Annotated in this window: 30 protein-coding genes and 1 pseudogene; 14 read left to right on the top strand and 17 right to left on the bottom strand. The window is 60.3% G+C overall.

What is annotated here, in order from left to right:
• The first annotated feature begins 75 nt into the window (after positions 1–75).
• The 4 genes from pstB (at position 76) to GN234_RS17645 (ending at position 3988) form a co-directional block, all read left to right on the top strand.
• Positions 76–909: a phosphate ABC transporter ATP-binding protein PstB gene (gene pstB, locus GN234_RS17660; RefSeq protein WP_072411200.1), complete on the top strand. Its 834-nt coding sequence runs from the start codon at positions 76–78 to the stop codon at positions 907–909.
• A 97-nt stretch (positions 910–1006) separates the two neighbouring features.
• Positions 1007–1768, top strand: coding sequence for a phosphate signaling complex protein PhoU (gene phoU / locus GN234_RS17655; RefSeq protein ID WP_109756528.1), 762 nt, complete (start codon positions 1007–1009; stop codon positions 1766–1768).
• A gap of 171 nt (positions 1769–1939) precedes the next feature.
• Positions 1940–2863 (top strand): response regulator, encoded by a 924-nt coding sequence (locus tag GN234_RS17650; RefSeq protein WP_109756529.1) that lies wholly within the window; start codon positions 1940–1942, stop codon positions 2861–2863.
• A gap of 228 nt (positions 2864–3091) precedes the next feature.
• Entirely contained in the window at positions 3092–3988 is an 897-nt protein-coding gene (locus GN234_RS17645) for a peptidoglycan DD-metalloendopeptidase family protein (RefSeq protein ID WP_109756530.1), read from the top strand.
• Positions 3989–4138: 150 nt separating this feature from the next.
• Here GN234_RS17645 and GN234_RS17640 read toward each other — a convergent pair whose 3' ends face one another.
• From GN234_RS17640 to phoB, 3 genes are all read right to left on the bottom strand, one after another.
• On the bottom strand, positions 4139–5479 hold the full coding sequence (locus GN234_RS17640; RefSeq protein ID WP_014335895.1) for a hemolysin family protein: 1341 nt from the start codon (positions 5477–5479) through the stop codon (positions 4139–4141).
• Between the two features lie 113 nt (positions 5480–5592).
• Positions 5593–6879 (bottom strand): phosphate regulon sensor histidine kinase PhoR, encoded by a 1287-nt coding sequence (gene phoR / locus GN234_RS17635; protein ID WP_232201707.1) that lies wholly within the window; start codon positions 6877–6879, stop codon positions 5593–5595.
• A gap of 81 nt (positions 6880–6960) precedes the next feature.
• Entirely contained in the window at positions 6961–7650 is a 690-nt protein-coding gene (phoB, locus tag GN234_RS17630; protein WP_003177195.1) for a phosphate regulon transcriptional regulator PhoB, read from the bottom strand.
• 152 nt (positions 7651–7802) lie between these two features.
• On the opposite strand from phoB, the gene GN234_RS17625 reads away from it, so the two are divergent.
• A complete protein-coding gene (locus tag GN234_RS17625) occupies positions 7803–8180 on the top strand; it encodes a COG4315 family predicted lipoprotein (protein ID WP_109756532.1) in 378 nt (125 codons plus the stop codon).
• Between the two features lie 195 nt (positions 8181–8375).
• On the opposite strand, the gene ubiA is transcribed toward GN234_RS17625, so the two are convergent.
• The gene (gene ubiA, locus GN234_RS17620; RefSeq protein WP_176688828.1) at positions 8376–9266 is read right to left on the bottom strand and encodes a 4-hydroxybenzoate octaprenyltransferase; all 891 of its coding nucleotides are present in this window, start codon (positions 9264–9266) and stop codon (positions 8376–8378) included.
• Complete coding sequence (locus GN234_RS17615; RefSeq protein WP_116834299.1) at positions 9266–9829, bottom strand: chorismate--pyruvate lyase family protein; 564 nt, start codon at positions 9827–9829, stop codon at positions 9266–9268. Before GN234_RS17615 ends, ubiA begins: the two co-directional genes overlap by 1 nt.
• 175 nt (positions 9830–10004) lie before the next feature.
• On the opposite strand from GN234_RS17615, the gene GN234_RS17610 reads away from it, so the two are divergent.
• From GN234_RS17610 to GN234_RS17600, 3 genes are all read left to right on the top strand, one after another.
• A complete protein-coding gene (locus GN234_RS17610) occupies positions 10005–10172 on the top strand; it encodes a rubredoxin (RefSeq protein ID WP_003177199.1) in 168 nt (55 codons plus the stop codon).
• Between the two features lie 24 nt (positions 10173–10196).
• Positions 10197–11345 carry an NAD(P)/FAD-dependent oxidoreductase gene (locus GN234_RS17605; protein ID WP_163855884.1) on the top strand — a complete coding sequence of 383 codons (1149 nt, stop codon included), beginning with the start codon at positions 10197–10199 and terminating at the stop codon, positions 11343–11345.
• A 191-nt stretch (positions 11346–11536) separates the two neighbouring features.
• Positions 11537–11812 carry an HU family DNA-binding protein gene (locus GN234_RS17600; protein ID WP_060739802.1) on the top strand — a complete coding sequence of 92 codons (276 nt, stop codon included), beginning with the start codon at positions 11537–11539 and terminating at the stop codon, positions 11810–11812.
• Positions 11813–12095: 283 nt separating this feature from the next.
• On the opposite strand, the gene GN234_RS17595 is transcribed toward GN234_RS17600, so the two are convergent.
• Positions 12096–13187, bottom strand: a complete 1092-nt coding sequence (locus GN234_RS17595; protein ID WP_163855882.1) for an aminopeptidase — start codon at positions 13185–13187, stop codon at positions 12096–12098.
• 59 nt (positions 13188–13246) lie between these two features.
• Here GN234_RS17595 and GN234_RS17590 point away from each other — a divergent pair, with 59 nt between their 5' ends.
• Together GN234_RS17590 and GN234_RS17585 are read left to right on the top strand one after the other, a co-directional pair.
• Positions 13247–13660, top strand: a complete 414-nt coding sequence (locus GN234_RS17590) for a PA0061/PA0062 family lipoprotein (protein WP_109756536.1) — start codon at positions 13247–13249, stop codon at positions 13658–13660.
• A gap of 41 nt (positions 13661–13701) precedes the next feature.
• The gene (locus GN234_RS17585) at positions 13702–14127 is read left to right on the top strand and encodes a PA0061/PA0062 family lipoprotein (RefSeq protein WP_176688827.1); all 426 of its coding nucleotides are present in this window, start codon (positions 13702–13704) and stop codon (positions 14125–14127) included.
• 6 nt (positions 14128–14133) lie between these two features.
• Here the strand turns inward: GN234_RS17585 and GN234_RS17580 are convergent, their stop codons facing one another.
• Complete coding sequence (locus GN234_RS17580) at positions 14134–14367, bottom strand: DUF1161 domain-containing protein (RefSeq protein WP_176688826.1); 234 nt, start codon at positions 14365–14367, stop codon at positions 14134–14136.
• A 152-nt stretch (positions 14368–14519) separates the two neighbouring features.
• Positions 14520–14951 carry an OsmC family protein gene (locus tag GN234_RS17575; RefSeq protein WP_109756539.1) on the bottom strand — a complete coding sequence of 144 codons (432 nt, stop codon included), beginning with the start codon at positions 14949–14951 and terminating at the stop codon, positions 14520–14522.
• A gap of 238 nt (positions 14952–15189) precedes the next feature.
• On the opposite strand from GN234_RS17575, the gene GN234_RS17570 reads away from it, so the two are divergent.
• Positions 15190–16191 (top strand): LLM class flavin-dependent oxidoreductase, encoded by a 1002-nt coding sequence (locus GN234_RS17570; RefSeq protein WP_058544936.1) that lies wholly within the window; start codon positions 15190–15192, stop codon positions 16189–16191.
• 54 nt (positions 16192–16245) lie between these two features.
• Here the strand turns inward: GN234_RS17570 and GN234_RS17565 are convergent, their stop codons facing one another.
• Both GN234_RS17565 and GN234_RS17560 read right to left on the bottom strand, forming a co-directional pair.
• On the bottom strand, positions 16246–16473 hold the full coding sequence (locus GN234_RS17565; protein WP_109756540.1) for a DUF1161 domain-containing protein: 228 nt from the start codon (positions 16471–16473) through the stop codon (positions 16246–16248).
• Between the two features lie 114 nt (positions 16474–16587).
• On the bottom strand, positions 16588–16803 hold the full coding sequence (locus GN234_RS17560) for a dodecin (RefSeq protein ID WP_003177209.1): 216 nt from the start codon (positions 16801–16803) through the stop codon (positions 16588–16590).
• A 156-nt stretch (positions 16804–16959) separates the two neighbouring features.
• On the opposite strand from GN234_RS17560, the gene GN234_RS17555 reads away from it, so the two are divergent.
• Positions 16960–17286, top strand: coding sequence for an ElaB/YgaM/YqjD family protein (locus GN234_RS17555; RefSeq protein ID WP_003196426.1), 327 nt, complete (start codon positions 16960–16962; stop codon positions 17284–17286).
• Here GN234_RS17555 and GN234_RS17550 read toward each other — a convergent pair.
• Positions 17259–18176, bottom strand: coding sequence for a LysR family transcriptional regulator (locus tag GN234_RS17550; protein WP_163855877.1), 918 nt, complete (start codon positions 18174–18176; stop codon positions 17259–17261). The two genes, GN234_RS17555 and GN234_RS17550, sit on opposite strands and share 28 nt — an antisense overlap.
• A 111-nt stretch (positions 18177–18287) precedes the next feature.
• Between GN234_RS17550 and trpB the strand changes: the two genes are divergently transcribed.
• Together trpB and trpA are read left to right on the top strand one after the other, a co-directional pair.
• Positions 18288–19520, top strand: coding sequence for a tryptophan synthase subunit beta (trpB, locus tag GN234_RS17545; RefSeq protein WP_014335911.1), 1233 nt, complete (start codon positions 18288–18290; stop codon positions 19518–19520).
• Entirely contained in the window at positions 19520–20332 is an 813-nt protein-coding gene (gene trpA / locus GN234_RS17540) for a tryptophan synthase subunit alpha (protein ID WP_116833876.1), read from the top strand. The genes trpB and trpA overlap by 1 nt, the downstream gene beginning before the upstream one ends.
• A gap of 232 nt (positions 20333–20564) precedes the next feature.
• Here trpA and GN234_RS17535 read toward each other — a convergent pair.
• The 6 genes and pseudogenes from GN234_RS17535 to GN234_RS17510 all read right to left on the bottom strand — a co-directional run bounded on the left by GN234_RS17535 (position 20565) and on the right by GN234_RS17510 (position 25976).
• Positions 20565–22527 (bottom strand): annotated as a pseudogene (locus GN234_RS17535) (DUF7844 domain-containing protein).
• A complete protein-coding gene (locus GN234_RS17530; RefSeq protein ID WP_003187020.1) occupies positions 22524–22844 on the bottom strand; it encodes a DUF2388 domain-containing protein in 321 nt (106 codons plus the stop codon). Before GN234_RS17530 ends, GN234_RS17535 begins: the two are co-directional and overlap by 4 nt.
• A gap of 27 nt (positions 22845–22871) precedes the next feature.
• Positions 22872–23180 (bottom strand): DUF2388 domain-containing protein, encoded by a 309-nt coding sequence (locus tag GN234_RS17525; protein ID WP_109756544.1) that lies wholly within the window; start codon positions 23178–23180, stop codon positions 22872–22874.
• Positions 23181–23286: 106 nt separating this feature from the next.
• A complete protein-coding gene (locus tag GN234_RS17520; RefSeq protein WP_109756545.1) occupies positions 23287–23604 on the bottom strand; it encodes a DUF2388 domain-containing protein in 318 nt (105 codons plus the stop codon).
• A gap of 344 nt (positions 23605–23948) precedes the next feature.
• A complete protein-coding gene (locus GN234_RS17515) occupies positions 23949–24164 on the bottom strand; it encodes a DUF1127 domain-containing protein (RefSeq protein ID WP_003187014.1) in 216 nt (71 codons plus the stop codon).
• A gap of 318 nt (positions 24165–24482) precedes the next feature.
• Positions 24483–25976 carry an acetyl-CoA hydrolase/transferase family protein gene (locus tag GN234_RS17510; protein ID WP_116833878.1) on the bottom strand — a complete coding sequence of 498 codons (1494 nt, stop codon included), beginning with the start codon at positions 25974–25976 and terminating at the stop codon, positions 24483–24485.
• Positions 25977–26111: the final 135 nt, after the last annotated feature.

Below are 26111 nucleotides of genomic sequence, written 5' to 3'. Positions count from 1 at the left end.
CTCCCACAAATACACAGATTGGCATGGCCACTCAGTGGTCAACCGAACCGAATTTGTTAGCACAGGGAGCCTCCCATGCAACACGAAGCACATACACACGGCATCAACATGTCGGCCCTGGGCCGCGACAAGCAGAGCCTGGACCTGGCCCAGGAAACCGTGGCCATCGAAGTGCCCGGCCTGAATCTGTTCTACGGCGAGAAGCAGGCGCTGTATGACGTCAGCCTGAACATCCCGAAACAGCGCGTCACCGCGTTCATCGGCCCGTCGGGCTGCGGCAAGTCCACCTTGCTGCGTACCTTCAACCGCATGAACGACCTGGTTGACGGTTGCCGCGTTGAAGGCGAAATCAACCTCTACGGCAACAACATCTACCGCAAGGGCGAAGACGTGGCCGAGCTGCGTCGTCGCGTAGGCATGGTGTTCCAGAAGCCCAACCCCTTTCCGAAAACCATCTACGAGAACGTGGTCTACGGCTTGCGCATCCAGGGCATCAACAAGAAGCGCATCCTCGACGAAGCCGTGGAATGGGCCCTCAAGGGCGCTGCACTGTGGGATGAGGTCAAGGATCGCCTGCATGAATCGGCCCTCGGTCTGTCCGGCGGCCAGCAGCAACGCCTGGTGATCGCCCGCACCATCGCCGTAGAACCGGAAGTGCTGCTGCTCGACGAGCCCTGCTCGGCCCTGGACCCGATCTCGACGCTGAAAGTCGAAGAGCTGATCTACGAGCTCAAGTCCAAGTTCACCATCGTCATCGTGACCCACAACATGCAACAGGCTGCGCGGGTTTCCGACTACACCGCGTTCATGTACATGGGCAAACTGGTGGAATTCGGCGATACCGATACGCTGTTCACCAATCCGGCCAAGAAACAGACCGAGGACTACATCACCGGTCGTTACGGCTAGTCGAGGCGGCTGCATAGCCGCGCTGTGCTATCAGGATCAACATTTAACTGCTTGAAGCTTGCAGCTTGAAGCTTGCAACTTTCGCGGAGCGAACAAGATGATTTCGAAGGAAGGCCTTACTCACCACATTTCCGCACAGTTCAACGCCGAGCTGGAGGAAGTACGCAGTCACTTGCTGGCCATGGGCGGGCTGGTGGAAAAGCAGGTCAACGACGCGGTGACCGCGCTGATCGAGGCCGATTCGGGCCTGGCCCAGCAGGTGCGCGAAATCGATGACCAGATCAACCAGATGGAGCGCAACATCGACGAGGAGTGCCTGCGTATCCTGGCCCGTCGTCAGCCAGCTGCTTCTGACCTGCGCCTGATCATCAGCATCTCCAAGTCGGTGATCGATCTTGAGCGGATCGGCGACGAAGCCACCAAGATCGCCCGTCGTGCCATCCAATTGTGCGAAGAGGGCGAGGCGCCGCGCGGTTACGTCGAGGTTCGCCACATTGGCGACCAGGTGCGCAACATGGTCCGCGATGCACTGGACGCCTTCGCCCGCTTCGACGCCGACCTGGCGCTGTCGGTGGCCCAGTACGACAAGATCATCGACCGCGAATACAAGACGGCCCTGCGCGAGCTGGCGACCTACATGATGGAAGACCCGCGCTCCATCTCGCGGGTGTTGAGCATTATCTGGGTGCTGCGTTCTCTGGAGCGTATCGGCGATCATGCGCGCAACATCTCGGAACTTGTCATTTATCTGGTGCGCGGTACCGATGTGCGGCATCTGGGGCTCAAGCGCATGAAGGAAGAAGTTGAGGGCACCCCGTCCGAAAACGCTAATGTTCCGGGCGAAACTGACGATAAGTAAGATTGCCAAGAAAAGCGCCCGGCCTTCTGGTCGGGCTTTTTTTTTTGGGTTTTTTTTAATCGACAGCAGCACCCCGCGAACGAAAAGTCCCGGCGTGACTGAAGGTTTTTTGGCAATGTGCCATCAGTAAAAGCGGTATGCTTGCCGGGATTTTTTTAGAGGTGTATCTGGATGAGTAAGGTCAGTGTGTTGGTCGTGGACGATGCTTCGTTCATTCGTGACCTGGTGAAGAAGTGCCTGCGCAACTACTTCCCGGGCGTGCGCATCGAAGACGCGGTGAACGGCAAGAAAGCCCAGGCCCTGCTGGCTCGCGAGGCGTTCGACCTGGTGCTGTGCGATTGGGAAATGCCGGAAATGTCCGGCCTGGAACTGCTGACCTGGTGCCGCCAGCAGGACACCCTCAAGGGCATGCCGTTCGTGATGGTCACCAGCCGCGGCGACAAGGAAAACGTCGTCCAGGCGATCCAGGCCGGCGTTTCCGGCTATGTCAGCAAGCCATTCACCAACGAACAGTTGCTGACCAAGGTCAAGCAGGCCCTGCATAAGGTCGGCAAGCTCGACACGCTGATGAACAGTGCCCCGACCAAGATGAACTCGGCGTTTGGCAATGATTCCTTGAGCGCCCTGACGGGCGGTAAGGCTCCAGTTGCGGCGGTTGCTTCGGCGCCTGCCGCCCCTGCCCCTGCGCCGGCCCCAGCCGCTCGTGGCTTGCTCAACAGCCCGCCGGTCAAGGCACCGGCCGCCGCCGCTTCGACGACCAACCGTGGCCAAGGCCAGTTGCGCCTGTCCAGCGGCACCCAGCAATGCGTGATCAAGGCCTTGAGCCTCAAGGAAGCGCTGCTGGTGGTCAAGCGCTCCGACACCCTGCCGCAAGTACTCGAAGGCGCGGTGCTGGACATGGAGCAGGGCGACAACGCCGAAACTGCCCGTCTCAATGGCTACCTGCACGCCATCGTCGCCCACGAGCAGACGCCCGACAGCGAATGGCTGCAACTGACGTTCCGCTTCGTCGACAAAGACCCGCAGAAACTCGACTACATCTCCCGCCTGATCGCCCGCGGCACGGCGCAGAAACACTTCGTGCCTGGCGCCTGATCCCCGGCGGCGCCTGTCAGGCCGCCATCGCGAGCAGGCTCGCTCCACATTGGATCTGCGCTGAATGCAGATCCAATGTTCACTGAGACCAACTGTGGGAGCGAGCCTGCTCGCGATGGGGCCATCGGTCTCCCACCAACCCATTTTGAAACATCCGTCGACTACGCTGGTCCATCCCAGCTGCTAGGCTGCTGTTCAGGCCTTCATTTTTCGACAGAACCTTTGCCCATGCTCGCGCCCCTGCTGTTCGCCTGCGGTCTGGTCCTGGCCTCCACTTCGGCCATGGCCATGACGATCTACAAATCCACCGACGCCAATGGCGTGGTGTCCTACAGTGACCGTCCCAGCAAGGGCGCTCAGGTGTTCGTGTTCCGCGACCGCATGGTCGAGCGCCTGGAGCGACAGGTCTTTCTTGATATCAAGAAGCAGAAGGGCGGGGATGCGGTGTTCGTGCGCAACGATTTGTATGCGCCGGTGGAGATCGAGTTGAGTTTCACTGGGGTGCGCAATGTCATCGGTGCGCCGAGCCGGCCGATTCGGCGGGTGCTGCCGGCGCGCAGCAACCTGCGCCTGGCGCTGCTCACGGCCACGCAGCCTGGCAGGCCCCTGGTGTACACCCCACGGTTCGAATATTCCCTGGGCGACCCTGCCGGCACGGCGCAGGCCTATCAGTATCCGCTGCCGTGGCGTGGCGGGCCGTTCCGGCTCAGCCAGGGGGCCAACGGCCAATACAGCCATTACGGCCCGAAGAACCGCTACGCCATGGACATCGCCATGCCCGAAGGCACGCCGATCATCGCGGCGCGCGGAGGCGTGGTGATCAAGACTGAAAATCAGCAGACCGGCCGCGGGGACGACCCTTCGGGCAACTTCGTGCGAGTACTGCACGATGACGGGACGATGGGCGTCTACCTGCACCTGCAGAAAGGCTCGGTGAGCGTACGGGAAGGGCAGCGGGTCGGAGTGGGCACGCCGTTGGCGTTGTCGGGCAATACCGGCAACAGTTCGGGCCCGCACCTGCATTTCGTGGTGCAGCGCAATACCGGATTGGGGCTGGTATCGATTCCCTACCAGTTCAATCAACCGGTGGGAGAGTTGCCCAACTTTGCGTTGGGCAAGCAGTAACTCTGGAGATTCGAGGGGCTTTTTGTGGCGAGGGAGCTTGCTCCCGCTGGGTCGCGAAGCGGCCCCAAAAACGACGACTGCTTCGCAGCCGAGCGGGAGCAAGCTCCCTCGCCACAGGGGGTTTATGCCCTCTTGCGGGCCGGTTGATGCTCAATCGAGCATCAAAACCTTCGCCAGGATGATCTTCGGTCCTTTCATCTTCTTGATGATGATCCGCAGGCCTTCGACTTCCAGCACTTCTTCCTCTTCCGGCACGCGCTTGAGGGTTTCATAGACCAACCCGGCCAGCGTTTCGGCTTCGATGTGGTCCAGATCGATCCCCAGCAAGCGCTCGACCTTGAACAGCGGCGTATCGCCACGTACCAACAGCTTGCCCGGCTGGTAGGCCAGGATGCCGCGTTCGGCTTTGCGGTGTTCGTCCTGGATGTCGCCCACCAGTACTTCCAGCACGTCTTCCATGGTCAAGTAGCCGATGATGTTGCCGTCGGCTTCCTCGACCAGGGCGAAGTGCGAGCCGCCCTTGCGGAACTGCTCCAGCAACTGCGACAGCGGCATGTGTCGCGATACGCGTTCCAGCGGCCGGGTCAGTTCGGCCAGGTTGAACGACTCGGGGATGTGATCCAGGGCCGCCAGTTCCAGCAGCAGGTCCTTGATGTGCAGCAGGCCGACGAACTCCTGGCGCTCACTGTCGTACACCGGATAACGGCTGAATTTGTGGCGACGGAACATCGCCAGGATTTCCTTGAGTGGCGCGTTGAACTCCAGCGTCACCAGGTCTTCCCGGGAGTTGGCCCAGTCCACCACTTCCAGCTCGCCCATCTCCACGGCCGAGGCCAGCACGCGCATGCCCTGGTCGCTGGGGTCCTGGCCACGGCTGGAGTGCAGGATCAACTTCAGTTCTTCGCGGCTGTAGTGGTGTTCGTGATGGGGGCCGGGCTCGCCTTGGCCGGCGATGCGCAGGATGGCGTTGGCGCTGGCGTTGAGCAGGTAGATCGCCGGGTACATGGCCCAGTAGAACAGGTACAGCGGCACGGCGGTCCACAGCGACAGCAGCTCGGGTTTGCGAATCGCCCAGGATTTGGGTGCCAGCTCACCGACCACGATGTGCAGGTACGAAATGATGAAGAACGCGGTGAAGAACGACACGCCCTTGATCACTTCCGGCGACTGTACGCCGACCGCGCCCAGCAACGGTTCGAGGATATGGGCGAACGCCGGCTCACCGACCCAGCCCAGGCCCAGGGAGGCCAGGGTGATGCCCAGCTGACAGGCCGACAGGTAAGCGTCGAGCTGGCTGTGGACGGTGCGCAGGATATGCCCGCGCCAGCCATTCTGCTCGGCAATGGCCTCGACCCGGGTCGAGCGTAGCTTGACCATGGCGAATTCCGCCGCAACGAAAAAGCCGTTGAGCAAAACCAGGATCAGAGCAAAAAGAATCATGCCGAATTCGGCGAAGAGTGTAACGAGGGACAAGCCAGGGGAAGGGTCCATGATGGAGTTTTGCGGGTTCCGTATAGTCGTAGAAGTTGGAAATGAGCGCCTGAAAAGGCAGGCACAAGTCAGTCAATGTAGCGGCTGGCTCGGCGATTGCCTAGGGGGCGCTCTCAATCAGCGGGGCGGGCGAGGCGTGCGCGAACCACCTGGGCCGGGGCGAAATGGCAGGTAAAGGTGCTGCCATGGCCAGGCACGCTGCTGATTTCCATGCGGGCGCGATGGCGCAGCAGGACGTGTTTGACGATGGCCAGGCCCAACCCTGTGCCCCCGGTATTGGAGTTGCGGCTGGAGTCGACGCGGTAGAAACGTTCGGTCAGGCGCGGCAGGTGCTTGCTGTCGATGCCAATGCCCGAATCGCGCACACTCAGGTGCGCGCCTTGCTCATCGCCCCACCAGCGCACATGGATCCGACCTTGCTCCGGCGTGTACTTGACCGCGTTGAACACCAGGTTGGAGAACGCACTGCGCAGTTCCGCCTCGCTGCCTTTGAGCTGCACGGCCGGATCGGCTTCCAGGGTAATGGTCTGCTGCTTGGGGCCGGACAGTTCCTGTGCATCTTCGACAATGGTTTGCAGCAGATCGTCGATGGGCACCGGCTGGTTGTCCGACGGGTAATCGGTGGCCTCCAGTTTCGCCAGCAGCAACAAGTCGTTGAGCAGGGTCTGCATGCGCCCGCTTTGCTGGTGCATCTGCTGCAAGGCCCGGGTCCAACGCGGGTTCACCTCCTCGACATTATCGAGCAGGGTTTCCAGATAACCGCAGATCACCGTCAATGGCGTGCGCAGTTCGTGGGAAACGTTGGCGATGAAGTCTTTGCGCATCTGTTCTAACTGATGGATACGCGTGACGTCGCGCACCAGCATCAGGTGCTCGTTGTTGCCGTAGCGCGTGATGTACAGCTGGATACGCAGCCGATCATTGGTCGGCGAAGGAATCTCCAGCGGCTCGGCGTAATTACCCTGCTCGAAATACTCCTTGAAGCGCGGGTGACGCACCAGGTTGGTCACCGGTTGGCCGCTGTCCTGTGGGGTCTTGAGGCCCAGCAGGGTCTCGGCGGCGCGGTTCCACCACTCCAGGTTGCCGTCGCTGTCGAGCATGATCACCGCGTCTTTCAGCGCGGCGGTGGACTCCTGGACCCGGTCGATCACCGCCTGCAGGCGCCCGCGAACGCGTTGGTCGCGCCGTTGCAGATGGTAGATGCTGTCGAACACCTCACCCCACAGGCCATAGCCGTCGGGCGGGGCTTCGTCGGGTTGGTGCAGGCGCAGCCATTCATGCAGGCGCAGCAATTGCTTGAGGGTCCAGGCCAGGTAAAGCCCCAGGCCTGCGGCCAGGCTCCAGCCGTAATAACCGCTGATCAGGCCGATCAGCAAACAGCCGGTCACCAGCAGCAACATGTGGCGAATCAGGGTGCCATGCCAGTTTTGATTCAATTGAGCGCGCGTCCTTGTCAGCTTGTCGGGCGGTAAGGGCTCGGATCAGGCCTTGGTAGAAAAACGATAACCGGTGCCGCGCACGGTTTGTACAAGATTTTCATAGGCATCGCCGAGGGCCTTGCGCAGGCGGCGGATATGCACGTCCACGGTGCGCTCCTCGACATAGACGTTGCCGCCCCAGACCTGGTCCAGCAGTTGTCCGCGGGTGTAGGCACGTTCCTGGTGAGTCATGAAAAATTGCAGCAGGCGGTATTCGGTCGGGCCCATCTCGGCGGGTTTGCCGTCGATGGTCACGCGGTGGCTGATGGGGTCGAGCAGCAGGCCGCCGACTTCGATGGGCGCTTCGCCGTCGGTCGGTCCGGCACGACGCAGCACGGCCTTCAGGCGTGCCACCAGCTCCCGTGGGGAGAACGGCTTGGTGATGTAGTCGTCGGCGCCCACTTCCAGGCCCTGGATCTTGTTGTCCTCTTCGCCCTTGGCGGTGAGCATGATGATCGGAATATCACCGGTCAGCTCGTCGCGCTTGAGGCGCCGGGCCAGTTCGATGCCTGACGTGCCGGGCAGCATCCAGTCCAGCAGGATCAGGTCGGGCTTGCGGTCGACGATGATGGCATGGGCCTGTTGAGAGTTTTCTGCTTCCATGCAGTCATAGCCGGCCATCTCCAACGCAACGGCGATCATCTCGCGGATGGGCGCCTCGTCGTCGACGATCAGAATGCTCCTGCCAACCATGGGGTAATCCTCTTGTCATTTAACTGTCTTGCGCCGCATTAGATAACGGAATTATTGCAGTCGTGTGACAGTTATTTCCTCGAGCGGCAGTGAAGGGGATCCTGGACTAAGCTTTTCAGTCCGAATCCTGACAACCACAAAAGAAGGTTTCCATGAATTACTTCACCCAATCCATCCAGGCGCTGGCGGTAGCGGCTGCCCTGGCGTTGCCTGCCATGGCGTTCGCGGCTGAACCGGCGATGAAAGAAGGCGGCATGTGGACCGATCACCACGGCATGACTTTGTATACGTTTGACAAGGACAAAGGCACCGAGTCAGCGTGCTATGACCAATGCGCGAAGAACTGGCCACCGCTCAAGGTTGAAGGCGCAGCCAAGCCTACGGGCGACTGGACCGTGATCGAACGTAAAGACGATGCGAAGCAGCAGTGGGCCTACAAGGGCAAACCGCTGTATACCTACATTGAAGACAAGAAGGCGGGCGATAAGAATGGTGACGGCAAAGGAGGCGTCTGGCACGTCGCCAAGTAGAATTGACAGACTTCACCAAGGTGAACGCAGATCATTTGTGGCGAGGGGATTGATGTGGGAGCAAGGCTTGCCCGCGATGAAGGCGCTGCGGTCTTTCAGAAATCGAGGCGCCTGGTTCGCGAGCAAGCTTTGCTCCCACAGCAAGCGGGGATAAATCCCCTCGCCACAAGTTAACGGCTTGGAGACCGATGGGCCTCAGCGCAACGCGTAATCCAGCACAATTCCCACGAAAATCGCCAACCCGGCCCAGTGGTTATGCAAAAACGCCTGGAAGCAGCGCATCCGGTCCCGGTCACGGGTGTACCAGAACTCCCAGGCGAAGCACGTGGCAGCGGCCACCAGCCCCAGGTGGAACCAGCCACCCAGCTGGAATTTCGACCCGGCCAACAGCAGGCAGCCCAAGGCCAGGCCTTGCAACGTCAGGATGATCACCCGGTCGGCGTCGCCAAACAGGATCGCCGTGGATTTCACGCCGATGCGCAGGTCATCGTCCCGGTCGGTCATCGCGTAATAGGTGTCGTAGCCCACCGTCCACAGCAGATTGGCGATGTACAGCAACCAGGCGGCGGCCGGCAGATGACCGGTTTCGGCGGTGAACGCCATCGGCATGCCCCAGGAGAACGCCGCGCCCAGCACCACTTGTGGGTAGTAGGTATAGCGCTTCATGAACGGGTAGCTGAACGCCAGCGCCAGGCCACCGAGCGATAGCAGGATGGTCGGGGCGTTGGTGCACAGCACCAGCAGGAAGCTCACGCTCATCAACACGGCGAAGAACACCAGCGCCTCTTTCGAACTGATCTTGCCGCTCACCAGCGGGCGCTGCTCGGTGCGTTTGACGTGGCCGTCCACCTTGCGGTCGGCCCAGTCATTGATCACGCAGCCACCGGCGCGAGTCAGCACCACGCCGAGGACGAAAATCACCACGTTGGCGATGGACGGCGAACCTTCCCCGGCAATCCACAACGCCCACAACGTCGGCCACAGCAGCAGGTAAATGCCGATGGGCTTGTCCATGCGGGTCAATTGCACGAAGTCCCACGCCCGTGGATTCAGGCGATTCAAGGATTTGAGCAGTTGCACGTACATCAGAAATTCTCCGAATAGGCGCGGGCGACAGTCCACAAGCGGGGCAGGAAGATTTCCGCCACCAGCACGCTCAACGCACCGCGATCGAAACGCGAACGGCGACCCCACAACCCGCTGGCGCGGACGTCTTCCGGCAACCCGGCCTCGGGATAATGGCAAACCTCGATGGCCCGGCGCTGGAACGCCTGGTCGCAGAACAGCAATTCCCCCAGGGAGCGGCTGCCCAGTTCGTCCATCTGCAAGCCGTCGCCCTGCAAGGCGCTGCGCGCCGCCACACTGCGGGCGAACACCCAAGGCTGGTCGCGACCGCGCAGATACACCTCGCGTACCCAGCCCTCGCTGCCCTCGGCCAGGTCCAGCGCGGCACATTCGTCGGCGCGCAATGGCTGCCAGCCTTCGAACAGCGGCGTCACGCTGAAATGGCCGTCCGACAGGCGCGTGAGGCGTCGGGTCAGGGAGCCTTCGTCGAACAGCCAGTCGAGCACGCGCGCATCGGGGCGCGGCGACAGCAGGTGCTGGGGCAACCATTGGAGTGTAGGAAATATCGAATTTGTATGCGGCACAGAGGTCTTGAATGGCAGCAAAGGAGGGCGCGAGCTTACCATGTCGGTCGCTGGTTTTGACTGGCCCGGCCTGTAGCCTTCCGATCGTGCTTGCATCTGTCGCAAGCGATCAGTACAAAACGGCCCTGAGCCGGAAAATATCGGCCATGGCCTGACATCTTGAGGAAGTATTGGAATGAAGAAGTGGCAATGTATCGTCTGCGGCCTGATCTACAACGAAGCTGACGGCTGGCCTGACGATGGCATCGCGCCCGGCACCCGCTGGGAGGACGTACCGGCAGACTGGCTGTGCCCGGACTGCGGCGTCGGCAAGATGGATTTCGAAATGATCGAAATCAACTGATCGTTTCATCAAATGGAGAGCAACATGAGCGCACCTGTCGTCATCGTCGGTACGGGCCTGGCCGGTTATAACCTGGCCCGGGAGTTTCGCAAGCTCGACAGCGAAACCCCGTTGCTGCTGATCACCGCGGACGACGGTCGCTCGTATTCCAAGCCGATGCTCTCCACAGGCTTTGGTAAAAACAAGGATGCCGACGGCTTGAGCATGGCCGAGCCGGGGGCCATGGCCGAGCAACTCAAGGCCGAAATACGCACCCATACCCGTATCAGCGGCATCGATCCGGGCCACAAACGGCTGTGGATTGGCGAAGAGGCGGTGAACTATCGTGACCTGATCCTGGCCTGGGGTGCCGAAACCGTGCGGGTGCCGGTGCAGGGCGATGCCGCCGAGCTGATTTTCCCGATCAACGACCTGGAAGACTACGCACGCTTCAGGGCCGCGGCTGCTGGCAAGCGCCGGGTGTTGTTGCTCGGCGCCGGCCTGATTGGCTGCGAGTTCGCCAACGACCTGAGCCTGGGCGGCTACGAAGTACAACTGGTGGCGCCGTGCGAGCAAGTCATGCCGACGCTGCTGCACCCGACCGCTGCCGCAGCGGTCCAGGCCGGGCTGGAAAGCCTCGGTGCGCGCTTCCACCTGGGCCCAGTGCTCAACCGCTTGCAGAAGGTCGCCGACGGGCTGGAGGCGCACCTGTCCGACGGCCAGGTGATTGCCTGCGACCTGGTGGTCTCGGCCATCGGCCTGCGCCCGCGCATCGACCTGGCGGCGGCCGCCGGCCTGGTGGTCAACCGCGGCGTCGTGGTCGACCGCCACCTGAAAACCTCCCACGCCAACATCTACGCCCTGGGTGATTGCGCAGAGGTTGATGGCTTGAACCTGCTCTACGTCATGCCGCTGATGAGCTGCGCCCGGGCTCTGGCCCAGACCCTGGCTGGCAATCCGACCGCCGTCAGCTACGGCGCCATGCCGATTACCGTGAAAACCCCGGTGTGCCCACTGGTAGTGTCGCCACCACCGCGAGGCAGCGAGGGCGTGTGGAGCGTCGAAGGGCAAGGCTCGGACATCAAGGCGCTGTGTCGCGACGCTCAAGGCAATCTGCTGGGGTACGCCCTGACAGGCACGGCGGTGATGGAGAAACTGGCGCTGAACAAGGAACTTCCACCCCTGCTGGCGTAAATACTGGTCGTTCTGTCGCAAAAACCCTACTTTTGGTCCCACAAAGGTCGCCCGGACACTGGCGCCGTTTTCGGCACCGTGCCATCCTCACTCCCGTCTGCCGCAGAGTAGAGCCTGCGGCGCCTTAGGGGCTGTTCCAAAGAGAACAGCACGGACATAACAACAAAAAAACCGTCAAAGGGGCTTCATTCATGCGTAAACCAGAACTCGCCGCCGCCATCGCGGAAAAAGCAGACCTCACCAAAGAACAAGCCAACCGCGTCCTCAACGCCGTCCTCGAAGAAATCACCGGCGCCTTGCACCGCAAGGACAGCGTCACGCTGGTGGGCTTCGGCACTTTCCTGCAACGCCACCGCGGCGCCCGCACTGGCAAAAACCCACAGACCGGTGAGCCTGTGAAAATCAAGGCCAGTAACACCGTTGCCTTTAAGCCAGGCAAGTCCTTGAAAGAAAGCGTCAACCCATAATCGCTGCGAGTACCTCGGTCAGGGGGAGAAAACGGCAATCAAAAAGGGCATACCGATTCATCGGGATGCCCTTTTAATTGCGGGGTTGCTGGCTGTGGCCAGGCTTGGTGAGACAGCGATGGCTTAGATGGCCATTATCCGTGGCGAGGGAGCTTGCTCCCGCTGGGGCGCGAAGCGGCCCTGAAAAGCGACGACTGCTGCGCAGCCTAGCGGGAGCAAGCTCCCTCGCCACAGGATTGGAGATGCCCAATGTGGGAGCGAGCTTGCTCGCGATGACGTCCGCCTAGTCAATGGAAGTATTCGGCTCCGCCAACGCCTTCAAGGCCGCCCTGCGCTCGTCGATCGGTAATTTCCCCAGCTTTTCCACCGCCGCATAAAACGCAACCCAATCACCGCCCTCCCGCCTGAACAATGCCGCAAAGGCCGGCACCCACTGGTCATACAAACCAAACGGCAATAACCGTGCATTGTTAAGTGGCGCATAGACCCAGGCGTCATAACGTTTGTCGCCTGCCCACTGGCTGTCGCGTAGTTGCTGATAGTCGGCGCGCAGGTGTTCGAATTCTTCTGCCTTGCGTTGACGCATCTGTTCGGCCGGTAAGGGCTGGGTATAGAGCTTTTCCAGGCGCTGACGGGTATCGAGGATCAGTTGGATGAATTGGTCGCGCTGGCGCACCCGCTTGCCGTTATCCGGCGCCAGCCCGCGACTGGCGCGCCATTGCCGGCTGCCTTCCTGTTCGACGAAGGTGGCGAAGGACTCATTGAATTCCGTGTCGTCCTTTACATAAAACCGCTGGTGCGCCAGTTCATGAAAGATCAGTGTCGCCAGGCGTTCGTCGCCCCAATGCATCATCGAGCTCAGGATCGGATCGTTGAACCAGCCCAGCGTCGAGTAGGCCTCTACGCCACCGATCGACACGTCCATGCCCTGCAGCCGCTGCAACGCGGCCTCGCCACGGGCGGCGTCCTGGCTGTAGTAGCCGCGATAGGCCACGCAACCGGCAATCGGGAAACAGTGGTTTTGCGGTGCCAGGGAAAATTCGGGCGTGGAGAAGACATTCCAGACTACGAACGGGCGGCCAATATCGGCGTACAGGCGATAGCTTTTATTGTCCGGCAAGTGCAAGTGAGCAGTGGCGAATGCCCGCGCCTCGCGCGCTTGGGCCAGGTGCGCTTTCAGTTGGGTATCGCGAGCAGGGTCGGCGATGATCTGGTCGATAGGCTCTCGGGCCTGCAATAACCGAAGTTGCCCGCCGACGAGCTGGCTGTAGTAACTGGCGCTTGTGCAACCGTTGAGTAACAAAAGCAGGAGGCCTGGAAACAAAATCCGGAAAACACGGTCGAGTAACCGATGGTTTGAATGCGGCCTGATCAATTGGAATCACCCTGGGAAAGTCTGCCCACAAGACTATCTCGCCTGCCTGGAGCTTCGCTATGCGCGTGTTGATGCTGACGAGTGGCCTGTTGCTGCTGACCGGTTGTGCCGGTTTGCCTGACCCTGACCCATCCCAAGCGTGGATCGACCTGGGAAACCATCAGGACACCGCGCTGCAAGCGCTGAAGGTCGATGACAAGATGTCTGTGGACCGACGTTATTTCGAGGTGCAACCCGGCAGCCATGAGCTGACGGTGCGTTATCAATTTGCCGTCGAGCCCGGCAACATTGGCCCGGATGCCGAGCCGCTGTGGCGCGATTGCCGGTTGAATGTGAAGTTCAAGGACTTCAACGCCGGCCAGCGCTACCAGTTGCAGGCTGGCAACATCGGTTTCCGGCCCTGGGCCAAGCTGTATGACCAACAACGCAAGGTGGTGGGGCAAGGGACACCGGCAGGCTGCCAGCAAAGTTGATCGGCGCTATGCTCAAGACCTGATTTTTCAGGAAGCTCACCATGCGTCTTCACATGCTGTTACTGGCCTTCGTTGTCATGAGCGGTTGCACGGCGACCCCGTTGCCAGCGGTCGATTCGAACATGGCCTGGATCGATTTCGCGACGCCTACGCCTGGCGGCAAGGTACTGATGGCTGAAAAGCTGGATGGTCAGCGACTGCGAGACGGGCGTTTCTTCCAGGTTTCGTCGGGCAGTCATGAATTGGAAGTGCGCTTCGATTTCGAGGTGTTTGGTGGCGGTGGGCTGGGTTTGATGAGCGAGCCGCAAGAACGGCTGTGCTACCTGACCGTGCGATACGACCATTTCGAAGCCGGCCAGCGCTATCGTCTGGAGGCGCGTAACCTGGCGTTCACCCCAAGCGCCCGGCTTTATGACGCCAAGCGAGAAATCGTTGCCGAAGATCGACAAGCCCGTTGCATGCCATAGGGCGTCTTAGCGGTCGTTCTTCTGGTAGATGATTTTCTTCGTGCCGTTTTCGCAAGTGCCAACGACCATGTTCTGGTCATGGACTTCGTCATTGGTGACGATTTCCAGCGTATAGGACGTGACGCCCTGCGCCTGGATCTTGGCTTCGATTTCGGCCTTGAGTTCTTCGCAGGGTTTGGGGGCCGCAAGGGCCGACGAGGCCAATGCGCAACCGATGACTGCCAGGGCAAATCGTTTCATGCTCGAATTCCTCATTGCAGCGCGCACTGCCTGTGCGCTGAGACTGCGGGCATGCATTCGACCACAATTGCATCAAGGTAAACAGATCACCCGTCCCCAGAAAGGTCGCAGCCTCCACAATGCCTGCGAAAGCTGCGACCGCCTTCAGCGGGTCAGCTCACCAGCGTTGCGTCCAATGTGATCTCGGCATTCAGCACCTTGGAAACCGGGCACCCTTCCTTGGCCTTCTTGCTCAGTTCGTCGAACTGCGCCTGGCTGGCGCCGGGGATTTTCGCCTTGAGAATCAGCTTCACGGCGGTAATCGCAAATCCGCCATCGACCTGATCCAGGGTGACTTCGGCGTTCGTGTCGATACTCTCGGCCTTTAGCCCGGCGTCGCCAAGGATCATCGAAAAGGCCATGGAAAAGCAGCCGGCGTGGGCCGCGCCGATCAATTCCTCTGGGTTGGTGCCCTTGCCGCCCTCGAATCGAGCCTTGAAACCATAGGGTGCTTCGCGTAACACGCCAGTTTCCGTGGAGATGGAGCCGATACCGGTTTTCAGGTCGCCTTCCCAATGAGCCGATGCTTTCTTGATGATAGCCATGTCTGCCTCCTCAATATCCGGCGCGGGGTTCGCGCCTGGGTGTTTTCCGTTGTCAGGGTTGTGAGGATAGACCGCCCGATAAAGTTCATCCTGTCGATTAGCCGACCGATTTAGTAGGAAAATTCGTCGCAGCTATTGAAACTCGGGTATATGCCCACATTGCATGGAACACACCTTTAGAAACGGCAGGCTTTTGCCCGTAGGAAAAAGCCCGGAACGCCGTTGGAGATCCCGGCCCATGAAACAGCTGTCCGAAGTGAAATTCTCAACCCTCGACCTGGTGCCTGTTCGCGCCGACGGCAACGCCGCCCAGTCCTTGCGCAACTCGCTGGACCTGGCGCAGCACGTGGAGAAATACGGCTATACCCGTTTCTGGGTAGCCGAGCACCACAACATGGATGGCATCGCCAGCTCCGCGACCGCCGTGCTGCTGGGCTATCTGGCCGGGGGCACTTCGACCATCCGTGTCGGCTCCGGCGGGGTGATGCTGCCCAACCATGCGCCGTTGATCATTGCCGAGCAGTTCGGCACGCTGGAAAGCCTCTACCCAGGTCGAATCGACCTCGGGCTGGGGCGTGCGCCAGGTTCCGACCAGATGACCGCCCGGGCGCTGCGTCGCGAGCGCTCTGGCAGCGCTGACGATTTCCCTGAAGACGTGGCCGAACTGATGCGCTATCTCGGCCCGCGTACTCCGGATCAACGCATCATCGCCATGCCAGGCACCGGCACCAACGTGCCGGTGTGGCTGCTGGGTTCGAGTCTGTTCAGTGCGCAATTAGCCGGTGAACGGGGCTTGCCCTATGCATTCGCCTCCCACTTTGCGCCGCGCTATATGCACGAGGCGATACGCATTTACCGCAACCATTTCAAGCCGTCGGCGGTGCTCGACAAGCCATATGTAATGCTCGGCGTGCCACTGGTGGCGGCCGATACGGACGAACAGGCCGATTACCTGGCGACCTCGGTGTATCAGCGGATCCTGGCGTTGATGCGCGGCCAAAGCCTGGTGCAACGTCCGCCAGTGGAAACCATGAACGGTCTCTGGCTGCCCCATGAGAAAGAAGCGGTTGGCGATTTCCTGGGCCTGGCCATGGTTGGCGGTCCGCAGAAGATTCGCGCCAAGCTGGAGGTGCTGATTGAGCAAACCCAGGCCGATGAGCTGATTTTTACCAGTGATCTATATGAGCACGCTGATCGCTTGCACTCCTACGAGTTGCTGGCGCAGGTCATGAAAGGCTGAATGACGCCCATGAAAAAGCCGACGCATTGCGTCGGCTTTGACGTACGCGCGGGATCAGCCGCGCTTGTAGACGATTTCTTTCGTACCGGCCTCACAGGTGCCGACGACTTTTTGTCCTTCAGCCGCTGCGCCTTTATCGACGACTTCCAGCGAATAACCTGACACACCCTTGGCGTCCAGCTTCGCTGCGATTTCGGTTTTCAGCTCTTCGCAGGACTTGCCGGCTGCAAACGCACCGCCGGCAAGGCTCAGCAAACCCAGGGCTACCATCAACTTTTTCATCGCTCGCACTCCTTGGTCGGATCGAATAGGGCAGGTATGGAAAAACATGATGCGCATACCATAGCGCATCGCCATTCCCTATGGCACTCCGCCAGCGTGCAAGTTCACCGCCCCTCAGCTGTTGGCAATCCGGAACCCGACCTTGATGGTCACCTGGAAGTGCGCGGCACGACCGTTTTCGATGTGTCCGCGGGTTTCCGTGACTTCGAACCACTCCAAGTGCTTGAGGCTTTTGCTGGCCTCGGCCAGGGCGTTATTGATGGCGTCTTCAATGCTGGTGGGAGACGAGCCGACCAGTTCGACTTTTTTGTACGTGTGATGATCACTCATGACGTTCTCCTTGGTTGGTCTTTAACAGCCTAGCAGCGAATTTTCGCCTTACGTGTGGCGCCGTTTGCGCTTTGAAGTTCAGATTTACTGCACTTTCAGAAACGACCGCAGTCCCAATTCACACACGCCACTCAACCACTGCAGGAGAGAGCCACCATGGCCAGCAATTCGTTACGTAAAGCCTCGTTGCAAAGCATGGAAGCGGAGATCGAGAGTCTGCTCAAGTCGTTGGAAAGCCTGAAGGACGATGCTTCGGACGAGTCGCGTAAGACCCTCAAATCGCTCAAGGCAAATGCTGAAAACGCGCTGAAACATTCTCGCCATCTGCTGAGCGATGCGTATGAAGAGGTCAAGGTGAAAACCCGTGAAACCGGAATCGCCACACGCGACTACGCGCAGGAACACCCCTGGACCACGGCTGGTGTCGCGGTCGGTGCGCTGGGTTTGCTGGCCGCTTACTTGCTGTGCAAACGCGGTGACTGACTCGGTTGGCTCAGCTCATGCCTGAGCCACTGGGCCAATTGCCCTGCGCGCCCGTCTGCGGCGCGCTTGGGCAGCCACAACGCCAGTCGCGCCGCCGTTTCATCGAAGCCCCACGGCGCGACCAGACGACCGGCGCGCACGTCCTCGGCCACCAGTGGCTCGGGCGCGATCGCCACGCCTAATCCCGCTACGGCGGCCTCCAGCAAATAGTACAGATGCTCGAATCCTTGCCCGAACTTCAGTGCCTGGGGTTCAAGGTGTTTTTGCCGTGCCCAGGTCGGCCAGGCCTGTGGGCGTGACGTGGTATGCAGCAATGGCTCGTCCAATAGCGCACTGGCCGGTGCGGCCTGCAAGCGGGCGAACCCGGCGTAGTGCGGGCTCATCACGGGGCCGATCCGCTCGCTCACCAGTTCGTACACCTGCATGTCCGCCGGCCAGGGTGGTTCGGCGAATACCAGCAAGGCGTCCAGCCCCGGGCGCCGGGGGTCCAGGTCGCCTTCGCCGGCGGACAAATGCAGGCGCAAATCCGGCAGGTCGGCGTTGAGCCTGCCCAGTCGGGGAATAAACCAGCGCGCCAGCAAACTTCCCGAACAGCCCAGAACAAACGGGGCATCTGCCGTACTTTGCGTCAGTTCCGCGCAAACACCGCGCAATCGTTCGAACGCCTCGGCGCTGACATCCCGCAGGCGCAAGCCGGCATCTGTGAGTTTCAGGCCGCGCCCATCCTTGCTGAACAGGCTGACGCCCAGATGCTCTTCCAACACCTTCAATTGTCGGCTGACCGCACCGTGAGTGACGTGCAGCTGTTCAGCCGCCTGGCTTACGCTGTTCAGGCGGGCGGTGGCCTCGAAGGCGCGCAAAGCGTTGAGCGGGGGAAGGTCATGGCTCATGGGATATGTGAGTTTTTCTGACAGGTTGTGGCGATCTTATCGGTTTTCAGCGCGGCATGTCAGGGGTAGAGTGACCTCATTGTCTTTCTACGCATTCGCTTGGAGCGCCCGATGACCCAGTCTACGACCCCCTTCAACCTGCGCAGTGGCCCCGACGCCAACGGCCTGTTTGGTGCATTCGGTGGCCGCTATGTGGCCGAAACCCTTATGCCGTTGATCCTCGACCTGGCCCGCGAATACGAAGTGGCGAAGGAAGATCCGGCGTTCCTCGAAGAATTGGCCTACTTCCAGCGTGACTATGTCGGACGTCCGAGCCCGCTCTACTTCGCTGAGCGCCTGACCGAATACTGCGGCGGCGCCAAGATCTATCTCAAGCGTGAAGAGCTGAACCACACCGGCGCGCACAAGATCAACAACTGCATCGGCCAGATCCTGTTGGCGCGGCGCATGGGCAAGAAACGCATCATCGCCGAGACCGGTGCCGGCATGCACGGTGTGGCGACCGCCACTGTGGCTGCACGTTTCGGCCTGGATTGCGTGATCTACATGGGCACCACCGACATCGAGCGGCAGCAGGCCAACGTATTCCGCATGAAGCTGCTGGGCGCTGAAGTGATCCCGGTGGTCGCCGGTACCGGCACGCTGAAGGACGCAATGAACGAGGCCCTGCGTGACTGGGTCACCAACGTCGACAGCACGTTCTACCTGATCGGCACCGTGGCGGGCCCGCATCCGTACCCGGCCATGGTGCGCGACTTCCAGGCCGTGATCGGCAAGGAAACCCGCGAGCAGTTGCAAGCCCAGGAAGGTCGCCTGCCGGATAGCCTGGTGGCGTGCATCGGCGGCGGCTCCAACGCCATGGGCTTGTTCCACCCGTTCCTGGACGACAAGAGCGTCGAGATCATCGGCGTCGAGGCCGCGGGCTATGGCATCGAGACCGGTAAGCATGCGGCGAGTTTGAACGGCGGCGTGCCGGGTGTACTGCACGGCAACCGCACCTTCCTGTTGCAGGACGACGACGGTCAGATCATCGACGCCCATTCGATTTCCGCGGGTCTCGACTACCCCGGTATCGGCCCGGAACATGCCTGGTTGCATGACATTGGTCGCGTCCAATACACCTCGGTCACTGACGCCGAAGCCTTGGAAGCCTTTCACAAATGCTGTCGCCTGGAAGGGATCATTCCTGCACTGGAAAGTGCCCATGCCCTGGCGGAAGTGTTCAAACGCGCACCCAACCTGCCGAAAGATCACCTGATGGTGGTCAATCTGTCCGGCCGTGGCGACAAAGACATGCAAACCGTGATGCACCACATGGAACAGTCCCAGCAGGAGAAACACTGATGAGCCGCCTGCAAACCCGTTTTGCCGAACTCAAGGAACAGAACCGCGCCGCCCTGGTGACTTTCGTCACGGCTGGCGATCCGGACTACGATACCTCGTTGGCGATTCTCAAAGGCCTGCCGGCTGCCGGTGCCGACGTGATCGAGTTGGGCATGCCGTTCACCGACCCGATGGCCGACGGCCCGGCGATTCAGTTGGCGAACATCCGCGCCCTGGGGGCCCAGCAGAACCTGGCGAAAACCCTGCAAATGGTTCGTGAGTTCCGTAAGGACAATACCGATACACCACTGGTGCTGATGGGGTACTTCAACCCGATCCACCGCTATGGCGTGCAGCGTTTCATTGGTGAGGCGCTGGACTCTGGTGTGGATGGCCTGATCGTTGTGGACATGCCGCCCGAGCACAACAGTGAACTGTGCGAACCGGCCCAGGCTGCCGGCCTGGACTTCATCCGCCTGACCACTCCCACCACCGACGACGTGCGTTTGCCGACTGTGCTCAACGGCAGTTCGGGTTTCGTGTATTACGTATCGGTGGCGGGCGTGACCGGTGCCGGCGCCGCGACGCTGGAGCATGTGGAAGAAGCTGTTGCGCGCTTGCGTCGCCATACCGATCTGCCGATCAGCATTGGTTTCGGTATTCGTACGCCGGAGCAGGCTGCGTCCATCGCGCGATTGGCTGATGGGGTGGTGGTGGGCTCGGCGCTGATCGACCATATCGCCAAGGCCGAAACGTCGGAACAGGCGATTGATGGCGTGTTGAGTTTGTGTGCCGCCCTGGCTGATGGTGTGCGCAAGGCGCGTCTTGGCTGATTTTGATTCGACTCGCAGCCACGAAAAAAGGGGTTCAGAACCAAGTTCTGAACCCCTTTTTAATTTATGGTTTTAGAGCTGCTCTTGTGGCGAGGGAGCTTGCTCCCGCTCGGCTGCGAAGCAGCCGTAAACCAGCCAATGCGGTCTCTCTGAAAAATTGCGCGAGCCTGTTTGGGGCCGCTTCGCGGCCCAGCGGGAGCAAGCTCCCTCGCCACAATGGCGGAACAGGGGATCAAGGCAACTCCAACCCGCCCCCCGGCCTTGTGCAGCTTGCGCAAGTGCTCGCCGATTTCTTTCACATTGGCCTCGCTCGCAGCAATTTCAGCGGCGCGGCTCGGCTCGAGCAACGCCCGGACCTCCTTGTCCAGGTCGCCTGTCAGCGTTTGCAGTTGCTTCTGGCGCAAACTGCTTTCCGATTCCAGGCGCTGCCACTCGCTGGGCTGTGGCAAGCCGTAGCCGCTGCTGCCCAACAGTTCGGCCGGACGGCTCAGGAAGCCGCTGTTGGCAAGGATCTGCTGTAGCGTCGCGTTAGCCCTTTCCATACCGCCATTCTGCAATTCACGGGCTCCAAGGTAACGTTGCTTGACTTCGTCCTGTGCCAACAACAGTTGCCGCCGATAACTGGCCTGTTCCAGCAGCAACAACGCCGCGCTGGTGCGCAGGTCGGCCTGTTCGAACCAGACGCGGCGTTCAGCGGCGTCCAGGGCCAGCCAGTCTTCCACCGTTTGCTGCTTGATTGGCAGATACTTCTTCAGCACCTCGAACATCGCCTGGTACCGCTCGCGGAAGGAGTCGAAGCGGTAGCCCAGGCGCAAGGCTTCCTTGGGATCATCCAGCACGCTGGTGTCCGCCAGGCCCCGGCCCTTGAGCACTTCCAGCAGGCCGTTGGGCATGATGCTGTCCAGGCCCTCGAGCTGCTCGTTATTGCTGCCGCTGCGCAGCAGTTTCAAGCTTTCCACGGCGCAGTTGTTGGACAGGAAGTAATAGTTGCCGTCGTAGCTCCAATGCATTTCGGCAGCGTGTTCGACCGTTTCTTCGATCTCGGTGCGCGACAGGTTCAGCGGCACCGATGCCAGGCTGCGCAGTTCGGTCTTGGTGTATTCATCGATCACCTGGGCCAACGGCAATACGAACAGGCGCGATGGGTATTTGCCGACCAGTCCATCCCAACTCGACAACTGCACATCGCCCACGAAAGCGCGGTATGACAGCACCAGGTGTTGGTCCAGATCCAGTCGACAGTCCGGACCCCGTGGGCGCCCCGGTGCGCAGATCACCAGCCGGAGCATGCTGTGGCCCCAGCGGCTCACCCAGTTCTGATTGGCTTCGGCCAGCAGGTAATCAATGGCATAGACTCGCTCTGGATCGACCTTGCCCAGTGGTGTCTTGGCGAAGTCGTTTCCGGCGTTGAGGAAGGCAAATGATTTGGCGCAGGTATCCTTGGCGGCGGGTGCCCAACCGAAGTGCTCCTGATAATAGCGATACAGGGCGGGGCGGCGGCAAGCATAGCTGGGGTCAAGGAGAAAGTACTCCATGTTGACCGCGACGAATTCCTTGGGGCTGCTCGTTTCGTAGAGGTCCGGGCTGCGGGCGACCTGGCGGTTGTGTTGTTCCCGTTCACCACGACGGCCAACGTATTGCGGCCAGCCGGCGAGGTCCAGCAAGCGCGGATCATCGCTGAGGGTGAAACGGCGGTCGTTCTGGCCCCGGCACTCATCCGGCAGGCCGATGAGCCCGGCACTGCTGTTACGCCGGGTACAGCGCTGGATCAGCGCGCGCTCGGCGTCTGGCCATAGGCGCGAGCGGTCATAAATGTGAGTCAGTTCGTGCAGGACCGTGGCGAGCATTTCCCGTCGCACGGTGCCGTGGGGGCGATGGGTTTTCTGCGTCGCGGCGCTGCCGTCGACAAGGCCGTCGAGCAGGTTGCTATTGAGGTCCAGCTGCGACACCAACGAGGCCTGACCGTAAGCGTTGGTGGGCATCTGGTCAGTCCAGCCGACATCGATGCGTCGGTCCAGGCGCTCGATGAAGCGCGGCGGCAACGCCTGCATGGCTTCATCGAGCAGCGCCTGGCTGGCCTGCTGTTGCGCCGGGCTCAGTCCGTTGGCGTTGAGGTGCAGTTGCAAGCCGGCCTGGGCCATGCTGCCCGTGAGCAGCAAGACCCCGGCCGCCAGCCAGGCGGCGAACCGCCTCACAATGCGAGGATGGCTTCGGCGAGAACCTGGTCACTGGCGTCGCGGGCTTCCGGCACGCGGGTGCGCAAGGTGTCGAAGGCGGCCTCGAGATGAGCGCCACGAATTTCACCATTGCTGGCGACAAAACTGGCCGCATCGTCATGGGCTTCGCGGACGATTTTCGAATCACGGATGGAAGTGGTGGTATCGGAAGTGAAATCAATCGTGCGCTGGGAAGCGCGGACGATGATGTTACTGGTGGCTACCAGGGTATGTGCCTGGGCCACATCGGCCAATACCAGCAGGCCTAGGGCGGCAGCAATCAGCGGGCTACGCATGGAACGACTCCGGAAAAATAAGGATAACTATTGGACGAGAATTGCCTGTGCCAGTTCAAGGTCGCTGACGTGAAGTTTTGGCTGGGTCCGGCGCAGGTAATCCAGGGCCGATTCCAGCTGTGCACCTCGCAACTGCCCGTCGCTGGCGATGAACGCCGCAGCGTCATCGTGTGCGGCAACGATCAGTTTATGGTCGAAGGGCGCGGAGGTCACCATGCTGGTGGCATAGCCGCTGACCACTACTTGCTGGGTGGACACATCGAAAGCATGGGCTGGAACAGACCAGCAGAACACTGCGAAGAAAGACGCGATGAACAGATCTGAGTAAAAACGCATGGGACTCGACGGTTGATGGCGAGCTTGAAGGCTAGCGCAAACCTGCGGGCCAGAGCCAGCGCTGAAACATCGGAACACCATTTGGTGCCCGATGTTTCATGTTGTATCAGATCACCAGGATGGCCTGGGCCAGCTGCGCATCGGTGGCGTTGAGCTGTGGTGCCTGCTGGCGGATGTAATCCAGGGCGCTTTCCAGTTTCACGCCACGGATGGCACCTTCGCTGGCCACGAAGCTGGCGGCGTCATCGCGGGCGGCTTGAACGATCTTGTTGTCCCGCAGTGACGAAGTTGCATCGGAAGTCACATCAGACGTGGCCTTGAGTGCGCCAACGATGGAGTCAGTGGTGACGATAAAGCTGCTGGCGTTGGAGTGGGTGGCTACGGCCAACAGGGCAACTGCGCTGAGCAGGCGAAGACGAATCATGATGAAACTCCTTGGATAATGAGGTAATGCCGGTGCGTGTAGCTGGAAGAGCAGACGCATGCTCGACTCGCTTCGCCACGTTCGCATCGATATTAGGACAGAACGCAGTGGCTGACAGCCCTTTGCGACCGTCACTGGCAGCATGATGCTCGCATTAGGCGCTATGGCTCAAGAAAACTGTACTGGTATTGAGTTAGACGTTTTAAAACTGTTATGCCTCTCCAGTTTTCCCGAAAAATCGGCCTCGGAAACGACAAGACCCGTCGCGGTTTCCCGCGACGGGTCTTGTTTGTTCAATTCGGTGCTGGCGGTGGACCCGGTGGGTCAGGGCCAGCGACGCTGAGTTAGCGCCAGAACGGCTTGCTCAGCTCTTCGTAGCGTTGTGCTTCGCTGATACCGGCGTCAGCCAGCAGGCGCGAATCCAGACGAGCCAGTTGGTGACGGCTGGCAATGCGGCGCTGCCACAACATCAGGTTGGCAATAACGCGAAGAGGCAGGGAGGCCTGGTTTTTTTCAGCTTTGTCTTCGAAAAACAGCTCGGAACTGAGTGTACGTTCCATGGTTGACATCCTTCCGCTTGTGGCGGGATTAGGTAGTGGTTTACTGGTGCCCATGATCCTCTCGTTTGGCCAGTCTCTCTAGATACAGTTCACCTGTATTGTGAGGGACCAGTTAACTGTTAAAGAGCGGTGTACTGGTCGATATTGAGGCAACTGTACCTATCTGCTCAATATTGGTGCGTTTTTCATCGTTTCCGGAGGTTTTGTGGGAAAAGACTGTAAGGAAACACCGGTACAGCAGTACAGTTTTTGTAAGATTGGGCTCGGATGATGAGCTTCAGTCAAAACTGTATTTGCGATAGCGGTGTTCCAGCTGTATCAGACTGCCAACATCCGCCCGGTTTCTTCGAGGTTCAGGTGCCAACTTAGTGCATCGCGCAGGATATGCGGGGTATGCCCACCCAAGGCGCATGCAGCTTGGAAGTATTCATTCAGCGCTTGGCGGTAGGATGGATGCACGCAGTTGTCGATGATTACTCGCGCCCGCTCCCTTGGCGCCAGGCCACGCAGGTCGGCCAGGCCGATTTCGGTCACGAGGATGTCGACATCATGCTCGGTATGGTCCACATGGCTCACCATCGGCACGACACTGGAAATGGCACCGCCCTTGGCAATCGACTTGGTAACGAAAATCGCCAAGTGGGCATTGCGGGCGAAATCCCCCGAGCCGCCAATGCCATTCATCATCCGAGTGCCACAGATATGCGTGGAATTGACGTTGCCGTATATGTCGAACTCCAGCGCGGTGTTGATACCGATGATGCCGAGGCGGCGTACGACCTCGGGATGGTTGGAGATTTCCTGCGGGCGCAGGACCAATTTGTCCTTGTACCTTTCCAGGTTGCCGAACACATCGGCGTTGCGTCGACTCGACAGCGTGATAGAGCTGCCGGAGGCGAAGCTCAGCTTGCCGGCGTCGATCAAGTCAAATGTCGAGTCCTGCAGGACCTCGGAATACATGGTCAGGTCTTCGAACGGGGAATCGATCAGCCCGCACATCACGGCGTTGGCGATGTTGCCAATCCCCGCCTGCAACGGCCCGAGCTTATTGGTCATGCGTCCGGCTGAAACTTCCTGCTTGAAGAAATCGATCAGGTGATCGGCGATGGCCTGGGTGTCGCTGTCCGGTGGCGCGACGGTCGAAGGCGAGTCTCCTTGGTGGGTGATGACAATGGCAGCAATTTTTTCCGGCGGGATCGGGATAGCGGGGCTGCCAATACGATCGTCGACTTTCACCAGCGGAATCGGAGTGCGGGTTGGGCGATAGGTCGGAATATAAATGTCGTGCAGCCCTTCCAGATTCGGGTTGTGGGCCAGGTTGATCTCGATGATCACTTGCCGGGCGAAAATGGCGAAGCTGGCCGAGTTACCCACCGATGTGGTCGGTACAATATGCCCTTGCTCGGTAATGGCCACCGCTTCGATCACGGCAATATCGGGCAGCTTGAGCTGGCCATTGCGCAGTTGTTCGACGGTTTCCGAGAGGTGCTGGTCGATGAACATCACCTCGCCTGCGTTGATCGCCTTGCGCAACGTGCTGTCGACCTGGAACGGCATGCGTCGTGCCAGCACACCGGCTTCGGTGAGCTCCTTGTCGAGGTCGTTGCCCAGGCTTGCTCCAGTCATCAGGCTGATTTTCAGCGGGGTGAGCTTGGCGCGTTCAGCCAGGGCGTGGGGTACGGCTTTCGCTTCTCCGGCGCGGGTAAAGCCGCTCATGCCGACGGTCATGCCGTCCTGAATCAACAAGGCTGCTTCGGCAGCGCTCATCACTTTATTCAACAAAGAGGGCAAGCGAATGCGGTCACGGTACATGGAGGATTATCTCGGGCTGGAAGCAAGATGCGCAGTCTAGTGAATTCGCGCTGTGCCCGACCCGCTACAAAGGTCGCATTTAAGGCCTCTATTACGGGCGTTTCAGGCAAAACATTATTACCGGATCGGTAACGT

The sequence above is a fragment of the Pseudomonas bijieensis genome, from assembly GCF_013347965.1.
GTDB classification, from domain to species: Bacteria; Pseudomonadota; Gammaproteobacteria; order Pseudomonadales; family Pseudomonadaceae; genus Aquipseudomonas; species Aquipseudomonas bijieensis.
The sequence above is the reverse complement of the archived record's forward strand: the minus strand, read 5'-3'. Positions and strand labels throughout refer to the sequence as shown.